The sequence below is a fragment of the Burkholderia arboris genome, assembly GCF_902499125.1.
Classification (GTDB): Bacteria; Pseudomonadota; Gammaproteobacteria; order Burkholderiales; family Burkholderiaceae; genus Burkholderia; species Burkholderia arboris.
On record NZ_CABVPX010000015.1, the window covers coordinates 178485 to 186797 of the forward strand.

Annotated in this window: 8 protein-coding genes; 5 read left to right on the forward strand and 3 right to left on the reverse strand. The window is 70.6% G+C overall.

What is annotated here, in order from left to right:
* Positions 1-24: 24 nt before the first annotated feature.
* From BLA15945_RS19825 to BLA15945_RS19835, 3 genes are all read right to left on the reverse strand, one after another.
* Complete coding sequence (locus tag BLA15945_RS19825; protein WP_174993196.1) at positions 25-1227, reverse strand: chorismate transformation enzyme, FkbO/Hyg5 family; 1203 nt, start codon at positions 1225-1227, stop codon at positions 25-27.
* Positions 1228-1291: 64 nt separating this feature from the next.
* Positions 1292-2008 (reverse strand): 3-oxoacyl-ACP reductase FabG, encoded by a 717-nt coding sequence (gene fabG, locus BLA15945_RS19830; protein WP_059236612.1) that lies wholly within the window; start codon positions 2006-2008, stop codon positions 1292-1294.
* 93 nt (positions 2009-2101) lie between these two features.
* On the reverse strand, positions 2102-2386 hold the full coding sequence (locus BLA15945_RS19835; RefSeq protein WP_124453521.1) for a phosphopantetheine-binding protein: 285 nt from the start codon (positions 2384-2386) through the stop codon (positions 2102-2104).
* A 547-nt stretch (positions 2387-2933) separates the two neighbouring features.
* On the opposite strand from BLA15945_RS19835, the gene BLA15945_RS19840 reads away from it, so the two are divergent.
* The 5 genes from BLA15945_RS19840 to BLA15945_RS19860 all read left to right on the forward strand — a co-directional run.
* Positions 2934-3575 (forward strand): COG4648 family protein, encoded by a 642-nt coding sequence (locus BLA15945_RS19840; RefSeq protein WP_174993197.1) that lies wholly within the window; start codon positions 2934-2936, stop codon positions 3573-3575.
* A 59-nt stretch (positions 3576-3634) separates the two neighbouring features.
* Positions 3635-5377, forward strand: a complete 1743-nt coding sequence (locus BLA15945_RS19845) for an AMP-binding protein (RefSeq protein WP_174993198.1) — start codon at positions 3635-3637, stop codon at positions 5375-5377.
* Positions 5374-6351 (forward strand): LpxL/LpxP family acyltransferase, encoded by a 978-nt coding sequence (locus tag BLA15945_RS19850; RefSeq protein WP_059233198.1) that lies wholly within the window; start codon positions 5374-5376, stop codon positions 6349-6351. The genes BLA15945_RS19845 and BLA15945_RS19850 overlap by 4 nt, the downstream gene beginning before the upstream one ends.
* Entirely contained in the window at positions 6348-6986 is a 639-nt protein-coding gene (locus tag BLA15945_RS19855; protein ID WP_174993199.1) for an outer membrane lipoprotein carrier protein LolA, read from the forward strand. Before BLA15945_RS19850 ends, BLA15945_RS19855 begins: the two co-directional genes overlap by 4 nt.
* A partial coding sequence (locus BLA15945_RS19860; protein ID WP_174993200.1) for an MMPL family transporter occupies positions 6986-8313 on the forward strand: 1328 nt, incomplete at its 3' end. The genes BLA15945_RS19855 and BLA15945_RS19860, both read left to right, overlap by 1 nt.

Below are 8313 nucleotides of genomic sequence, written 5' to 3' on the forward strand. Positions count from 1 at the left end.
GCGGGATCGTGAGGCTCTCGCGCTTCATGGCAGCCACTCCATTGCATGACCCGCGCTGGCCTCGATCTCGACCAGCAGGTCGTCGCGGCACACGTCCGCGTGGACGAACAACGGCCGCACGTGAGGGCCGGCCGCCTCGCGCAGCACGCGCCCGATCCCGGCAATCGCCGCGGCATCGCCGGCGTCGCGCACGTAGACGCGATAGCTCAGGTCGGCGAGCGAGAACGGGCCATGCCCCTGCCGCGCGGCCTGCTCGAGCACGGCCGCGAGGTTCGCGACCGTCTCGCGCGTCTGCGCGACGACGTCGCCGCGATGCACGGTGCGGTGCCCGACGATGCTCGCCGTGCCCGACACGAACAGCACCGGCGCGGCATCGTCATCGGCCCATGCGGCGGCGCGCGCGAACGTCGGCGCACGCGGGCCGTACTGCGCCGGATAGTGATACGCACTGACCTGCCGCGGATTCTCGACCGGATCGGCCGGCGTGCGGCTCGCGAGGAAATGGATCGCCAGCGGCGCGGCCGGCGGCGCATCGCCCGCGACCGGCACGACCGAGCCGAGCGCGCACGCGGCCGGCACGCCGCCCGTCAGCGCACGGCGGCACGCGTCGAACGCATGCTGACGGCCAATATTGAACTGACGATAGCGCTCGATCCCGAACTGCACCGCGTTGATCGCCGGCACGGTGTTCCAGATGCGCAGCGGATGCGGCATGCCGAGCGTATCGAGCAGGTCGAACAGCACGCGGTAGGCGTCGAACGTCGCACGCTCGAGCGGCGTGCTGCCATCGTGCTGCGCATCCGTTTCGTGCACGACGATGCTGCCGAACACGAGCCCCGCCGCTTCGCTGTAGCGATAGTGCAGCGCACCGTGCCGTTCGCTGCGCAGGTCGTGCGCATCGCATTGCCAGATTTCGCAGACGGCATCGTCGGGGGCGGCATCCGCGCCGAGCAGCGCCATCTGCACCGGCGCGACCGGCAGGTCGGGCGCGGTATCGGCGAGCATCCGCTCTGCCGCATCGGCATGCGAGCCGGCCGCGCCGATGCACACCGCTCCCAGCGCGCCCGGCAACACGTGGTCGATACGCGCATCGTGCAGCAACGCGACGAGCCGTGCATGGCTCATCTGGACGAGCCGCAATGCGTGGTCGCCGCCGTGCGCGAACGGCGCGGTGGCGGACGACAACGAATGCGGGCGCCGTTCGGCGTCGACTGGATGCACGGACACTTCGATTTCCTCACTATGCGGCGCAGGGCCGCGTTGCGTTACCCGGCGGACGCTGCGCGCTTCGTCACGCGAGCCCGCCGTTGACGGACAACACCTGCCCCGTCACATAGGCCGCGGCGTCGGACACCAGGTACGCGACCATCGCCGCGACTTCGTCGGGCCGGCCCGCGCGCTGCGCGGGCACGAGCTGCTTGATGCGTTCGGCGGGAAACGCCTGTTCGGCCATCGGCGATTCGATGATGCCGGGCGCCACCGCGTTCACGGTGATGCCGCGCGACGCAAGCTCCAGCGACAGCGACTTCGTCGCGCCGATCAGCCCAGCCTTCGCGGCCGCGTAATTGACCTGCCCGCGATTGCCGGTCACGCCGGCCACCGACGCGATGTTGACGATCCGTCCGCGCCGCGTGCGGATCATCGGCAACAGCAGCGGCTGCGTGACGTTGAAGAAACCGTTGAGCGTCACGTCGATCACGCTGTGCCACTGCCGGCGCGACATGCCGGCCATCGGCGCGTCGTCGTGAATGCCCGCGTTGTTGACGAGGATCTGCACCGGCGACGCGTCGATGAAGGGCTTCAGCGCCGCGAGCGTCGCCTCCGCGTCGGTCACGTCGAACGCGATCGCGTGCGCGGTGCCGCCGGCGGCGACGATCTGCTGCGCGACCGCCTCCGCCTGCGCGAGATGGCGATTCGCATGCACCCATACTTCATGGCCGGCCTGCGCGAGCGCCGTGCAGATCGCCTGCCCGAGTGCGCCGCTGCCGCCCGTTACGAGCGCCCGCATCGAATTGCTCCGTTCATCGCGTTTCACCTCGACCGACGCGCGGCAAATCGTGTCCGATCGCCGTCGCGCACCGTCATTCACTGCGCGCCACCGTCACTTCGTCCGATGCGCGGCGACGTATGCAGCCAGCGCGCCGAGCGTCGCAAAGATCTTCTGGTTGTCCGGATTGTCCGAGCGCAGTTCGAAACCGTACTTCTTCGAAATCAGCAGCGCGATTTCCAGGATGTCGATGGAGTCGAGCCCGAAACCTTCGCCGTACAGCGGGGTGTCGGCCGTCACTGTATCGAGCGGGACGTCTTCGAGATTCAGTTCGCCGATGATCAGCGTGGCGAGCTCTTGTTCCAGTGCGTTCATCATGCGTGCGGGCAGGCGGCCCATGGCAGCGGGAGGCGCCCGGAAACGGCAACTGTCACGCACGCCCGGCGCGTGCAAATCTCCGTCCCTCCGGCGTCTGCCGGCTTCCCCGCCTGCGTTATTTGGGGATCGTTTGTAAAAGTTACGCGGATTCTAGATGAAGGCCATCAGGGCGTATACCGTGAATGGTTACAGACTGGCGAGCCTGCGCCGCGGCCCGTTTCGGCACGCGAATGCACGAGACGCTTGAGCCGCTTTGGATGGAAATGGACCGACCCCGCGAAACCGTTCGTCCGGTGCCATACAATCGGTTACAAAACCCGGTCGCGCCCACCCCGAACAGTCGGTGCCGCGGCCCTAAAATGAGCGTGCCCGACCACCGGCCCGGACCCGCGTCCCGGCCGCCATTCATATGATGTTTGACGGCCCGACCACCGCGTCCGGCCACGATCCGCCCGATGTCTCCAGTCATGCCGCATCCGCCCTTGCGCTCCGTTCCGGTTCGCCCGCCTGTCCGCTGTTGCCGCACGGCCGCCGTCAGGTGCGCGCGCCGCGCGCCCGGAGGCCGCCGATGAGCAGGCTGCTGCCTGTCGCGCGTGGCGTCGTGGCGGTCGGCGCCGTGGCGGCCTACCAGGCCGGCGCGCATTACGCGACCGCGACGCCGGGCGCACACGGCTTCGGCCTCGCAATGGCGCTCGTGCCACCGCTGCTGCTCGCGCTGGGCGCGGCGCTACGCTCGCCGCATCGCGCATGGTTCGTACCGGCATGGCTGCTCGCCGCCGCCGCGCTGTGGGTGGCACGCACGCCGCTCGCGCAGCACTTCGAATGGGGCCTGTATCTGGAACACGCGAGCTTCAACCTCGCGATGGCGCTGCTGTTCGGCCGCACGCTCGTGGCCGGCGAAGTGCCGTTGTGCACGCGCTTCGCGGCGATGATCCACGGCACGGTCACGCCGGCCGTCGCGCGCTACACGCGGCAGATCACGCTCGCGTGGACGCTGTTCTTCGTCGCGACCGCCGCCGTGTCGACGCTGCTGTTCGCCACCGCGCCGATCGTCACGTGGTCGACGTTCGCGAACTACCTGTCGCTGCCGCTCGTCGCCGTGATGTTCGCCGCCGAGCATGCGTGCCGGCGCTTCGCACTGCCGCACGAACCGCGGCCGCGGATGGTCGACGCGGTGCGCGCGTATCGCGCGTCGCAGGCGTCACGATGAATTCATGACCGGCGCGGCGCCGCAGCCGCGCCGGCCTTCGCTCCCGTTTTGACCGATTTATGCCGACTCACCCGCTGGTATTCCATTCCTCGCCGGACCAGACGATCGCCTGGCGCGACGGTGCGCCCGTCACCGTGCGCGCATTCGTCGCCGACGTCGCGCGCGTGGCCGCCGCGCTGCCGGCCGGCGGCCACGTGTTCAACGTGTGCCGCGACCGCTACCGCTTCGCGGTCAGCCTGTGCGCGGCGCTCGTCGCCGGCAAGATCAGCCTGCTGCCGTCGACGCACACGCCGGAAATGGTCCGCCAGCTCGCGACGTTCGCGCCCGACGCGTTCTGCCTGCACGATGCGCCCGACTGCGCGATCGACCTGCCGCGCTTCGCGTATCCCGATGCCGCGCCCGGCGAGCGGGCAGACGATAGGCCGTTCGCCGTCCCGCAGATCGATGCGGCGCGGATCATGGCCTACGTGTTCACGTCCGGCTCGACCGGCGCGCCGGTACCGCACCGCAAGACGTGGGGCTTCCTGGTCGGCTGCGTGCGTGCGGCGGCCGATCGCCTCGGGCTGCTCGACGGCCGCGCGGCCACGCTGATCGGCACGGTGCCCGCGCAGCACATGTACGGCTTCGAGTCGACGGTGCTGCTCGCGCTGATCGGCGGCCTCGCATTCAGCAACCGCCAGCCGTTCTACCCGGTCGACATCCGCGACGAACTCGACGCGATCCCGCAGCCGCGCGTGCTCGTCACGTCGCCGATCCACCTGCGTGCGCTGCTGTCCGCCGGCCATGCGCTGCCGCAAGCGGCGCTCGTGCTGTCGGCCACCGCGCCGCTGTCGGAGAAGCTCGCATGCGAAGCCGAGGTCGCGCTCGACGCGCCGCTCGTCGAAATCTACGGCAGCACCGAAACCGGCCAGATCGCGACCCGGCGCACGTCGCAAGGCGCGACATGGGAACTGTTCCCGGACATCCGCCTCGACGCGCGCGACGAACCGGACCGCGACGACAGCGGGCCGACCGTGTGGGTGTCGGGCGGGCATGTGGAGGTGCCGGTGCCGATGGGCGATGCGCTCGAGCTGCTCGGCGACGGCCGGTTCCTGCTGCACGGCCGCAAGGCCGATCTCGTCAATATCGCCGGCAAGCGCACGTCGCTCGCGTACCTGAATCATCAGCTCAACGCGATTCCGCAGGTGGTCGACGGCGTGTTCTTCATGCCCGACGAAGCCGCACCGGCCCATGACGACACCAGCCTCGAACCGGTCACGCGCCTTGTCGCGCTCGTCGTCGCGCCGGCGCTCGCAGCCACCAATCTGCAGCGCGCGCTGCGCGAGCGGATCGATCCCGCGTTCATGCCGCGCCCGCTCGTGTTCGTCGACGCGCTGCCGCGCAATGAAACGGGCAAGCTGCCGCGCGACGTGCTGGCCGCGCTCGTCGCCCAGCACGCGCGCGCCACGGCCGCGCCCGCGCCTGAACGCGACACGGCCGCCGCACCTGCACTCGCCTTCACGATTCCCGTCGACCATCCGGCGCTTCCCGGCCATTTCCCCGGCCATCCGGTCGTACCGGGCGTCGTGCTGCTCGATCACGCGATCCACACGATCGGCGCGGCGCTCAACCGTCCGCTGGATACGTGGCGGCTCGGCTCCGCGAAGTTCCTGAGCCCGGTCGCACCGGGTGAACCGCTCGATCTCGCGTACGACGCCGCGGCCAGCGGCGCGATCCGCTTCACGCTGCGCGCCGGGTCGCGCGAGGTCGCGACCGGCGTGCTGTCCGCGCCGCCGGCCGTGCAGGATGGCGCGCAGCCATGAAGCGCACCGCGTGGGCCGAACGCCAGGAGCGCAGCAACGCCGGCTTGCTGCGCACGATGACGTGGATCTCGCTGCGCTTCGGCCGGCAGCGCGCGCGCCTCGTGCTGCACCTGATCGCGACGTACTTCGTGCTGTTCTCGCCGGTCGCGTGCGCCGCGTCGCGCGACTACCTGCGCCGCGCGCTCGGCCGGCCCGCGCGCTGGCGCGACGTGTACCGGCACGTGTTCACGTTCGCGGCGACGATCCACGACCGCGTCTACCTGATGAACGGGCGCTTCGACCTGTTCGACATCCGGCTGCACGGCGAGACGCTCGTCGACGATGCGCTCGCGGGCGGGCGCGGCGCGTTCCTGATGGGCGCGCACCTCGGCAGCTTCGAGGTCGTGCGCGCGATCGGCCGCACGCATCCGGACCTGCGCGTCGTCGTCACGATGTACGAGAAGAATGCGCGCAAGATCAACGCGACACTCGCCGCGGTGAACCCGGCCGCGAAACCGGAAGTGATTCCGCTCGGGCAGGTCGACTCGATGCTGAAGGTACGCGAGCGCCTCGACGCGAACTGCATGGTCGGCATGCTCGCCGACCGCACGCTGCTCGACGACGCGGCCGCATCGTTGCGGCGGCTGCCGCTGCTCGGCACGCCGGCCGCGTTCCCGCTCGGGCCGCTGTACATGGCCGCGATGCTGAAGCGCCCGGTGATCTTCATGACGGGCCTCTATCGCGACGGCAACCGCTACGATGTGCACTTCGAGACGCTCGCCGATTTCTCCGACGTGCGGCGCGATGCACGTGCGGCGGCGGTCGACGCGGCACTCGCGCGCTATGTCGCGCTGCTCGACAAGTACTGCCGCGCGGCGCCGTACAACTGGTTCAATTACTTCGATTTCTGGCAAGGCGGCGATGCCGCGGCCACGCGCCGCGACGCGACGCACGCCGGTGCCGACCTGCCCGCCACAAGGGATTCCGACGCATGACCGCCGTTCACCGCCTGTTCCCGCTCTCGCTGCACCGCGCCGCCCGCCTGCTCGCCGCCACCGTCACCGCCGCCGCGCTCGCGCTGGCCGTGCCCGCGCATGCAGCCGACACGGCGCCGGCATGGAGCCTCGACCGGCTGATGTCGACGCTCGCGCAGCACAAGTCGGGACGCGCCACCTTCACCGAGACGAAGTACCTGTCGATCGCCACCCAGCCGGTCGAATCGTCGGGCGAACTCGTGTTCGTCGCGCCCGATCATCTGGAAAAGCACACGCTGAGCCCGAAGCCGGAACACCTCGTCGTCGACGGCGACATGCTCACGGTCGAACGCAACAACCGCAAGTTCACACTCGCGCTGGCGCGCTATCCGGAACTCGGCGCGTTCATCGACAGCATCCGCGCGACGCTCGCCGGCAACCGCTTCGCGCTCGAACAGGTGTACAAGGTCGCCCTTTCCGGGCGCGGCGACGACTGGACGCTGACGCTCACGCCGCTCGACTCGCGGATGCTGAAGGTCGTCAGCACGATCACGCTCGACGGCACGCGCGACGTATTGCGCAGCGTCGCGATCCGGCAGGCCGACGGCGATCATTCGGTGATGCGCCTGCAACCCGTTGCGGCGACCGCGAACTGATGGACGAGCGCGCGCGCCCCTCCCCCGTCGCCCGCCGCCTGCACGCGTGGCGGCAGCGCGCGGTGCTCGTGTGGCTGCTCGCGCTCGCCGCCTGTGGCGTCGCGATCGGGCGCGCGCACTTCACGGCCGACCTGTCCGCGTTCCTGCCGAGCTCGCCGAGCGCCGGGCAGCGCGTGCTCGTCGACCAGTTGCGCGACGGCATCGTGTCGCGGCTGATCCTCGTCGCGATCGACGGCGGCGATGCCGTCACGCGCGCCGCACTGTCACGGCGCGTCGCCGGCGCACTGCGCACCGACCCGCAATTCGCGGCCGTGCACAACGGAGAAGCCGCGAACGACGCGCGCGACCGGCAGTTCGTCTTCGATCACCGCTACCTGCTGAGCCCGGCCGTCACGCCGCAGCGCTTCAGCGCCGACGGCCTGCACCAGGCGCTCGGCGACAGCCTCGACCTGCTGAGCTCGTCAGCCGGCCTCGTCGCCAAGGCGATGCTGCCGCGCGACCCGACCGGCGAAGTCACCGCGCTCGTCGACCAGCTCGACAGCGCGGCCGAACCCGCGAGCCGCGACGGCGTGTGGGCGTCGCGCGACGGCACGCGCGCGGTGCTCGTCGTGCAGACGGCCGCCGCCGGCTCCGATACCGACGCGCAGGCGCGCGCGATCGACACGGTGCGCCGCGCATTCGCCACGGCGAAGCAGGCCGTGCCGAATGCGGCCGCGACCACGCTCGCGATGACGGGCCCCGGCGTGTTCTCGGTCGACACGCGAGACACGATCCGGCATGACGTCGAGCGCCTGTCGACGGCGAGCGTCGTGCTGATCGTCGCGCTGCTGCTCACGCTGTACCGTTCGCCGCGCACGCTCGCGCTCGGGCTGTTGCCGGTGCTGACGGGTGTCGCGGCCGGGATCGCGGCGGTCAGCGTCGCGTTCGGCACGGTCCACGGGCTGACGCTCGGTTTCGGCACGACGCTGATCGGTGAAGCCGTCGACTATTCGATCTACCTGTTCGTGCAATCGGCGCAGGCCGGCACGCGCGTCGCCGCGCGCCCGGGCGACGCGACACGCGCGTGGGTCGCCGCTTACTGGCCGACGATCCGGCTCGGCGTGCTGACGTCCGTGTGCGGTTTCGCGTCGATGCTGTTCTCCGGGTTCCCGGGCCTCGTGCAGCTCGGGCTGTATTCGATCGTCGGACTGACGGCCGCCGCACTCGTGACGCGCTTCGTGCTGCCGCACCTGCGCGGCGAGCATGTCGCGATCCGCGACGTGTCGCGCGTCGGCGCGGTGCTCGCGCGGGCGGCCGACGCCGCGCCGCGGCTGCGCAGGCCGCTCGC

Coding starts and splice junctions, on each gene's coding strand:
- BLA15945_RS19855 (WP_174993199.1), top strand. CDS start 6,348: ATGACCGCCGTTCACCGCCTGTTCCCGCTCTCGCTGCACCGCGCCGCC.
- fabG (WP_059236612.1), bottom strand. CDS start 2,008: ATGCGGGCGCTCGTAACGGGCGGCAGCGGCGCACTCGGGCAGGCGATC.
- BLA15945_RS19840 (WP_174993197.1), top strand. CDS start 2,934: ATGAGCAGGCTGCTGCCTGTCGCGCGTGGCGTCGTGGCGGTCGGCGCC.
- BLA15945_RS19850 (WP_059233198.1), top strand. CDS start 5,374: ATGAAGCGCACCGCGTGGGCCGAACGCCAGGAGCGCAGCAACGCCGGC.
- BLA15945_RS19835 (WP_124453521.1), bottom strand. CDS start 2,386: ATGGGCCGCCTGCCCGCACGCATGATGAACGCACTGGAACAAGAGCTC.
- BLA15945_RS19845 (WP_174993198.1), top strand. CDS start 3,635: ATGCCGACTCACCCGCTGGTATTCCATTCCTCGCCGGACCAGACGATC.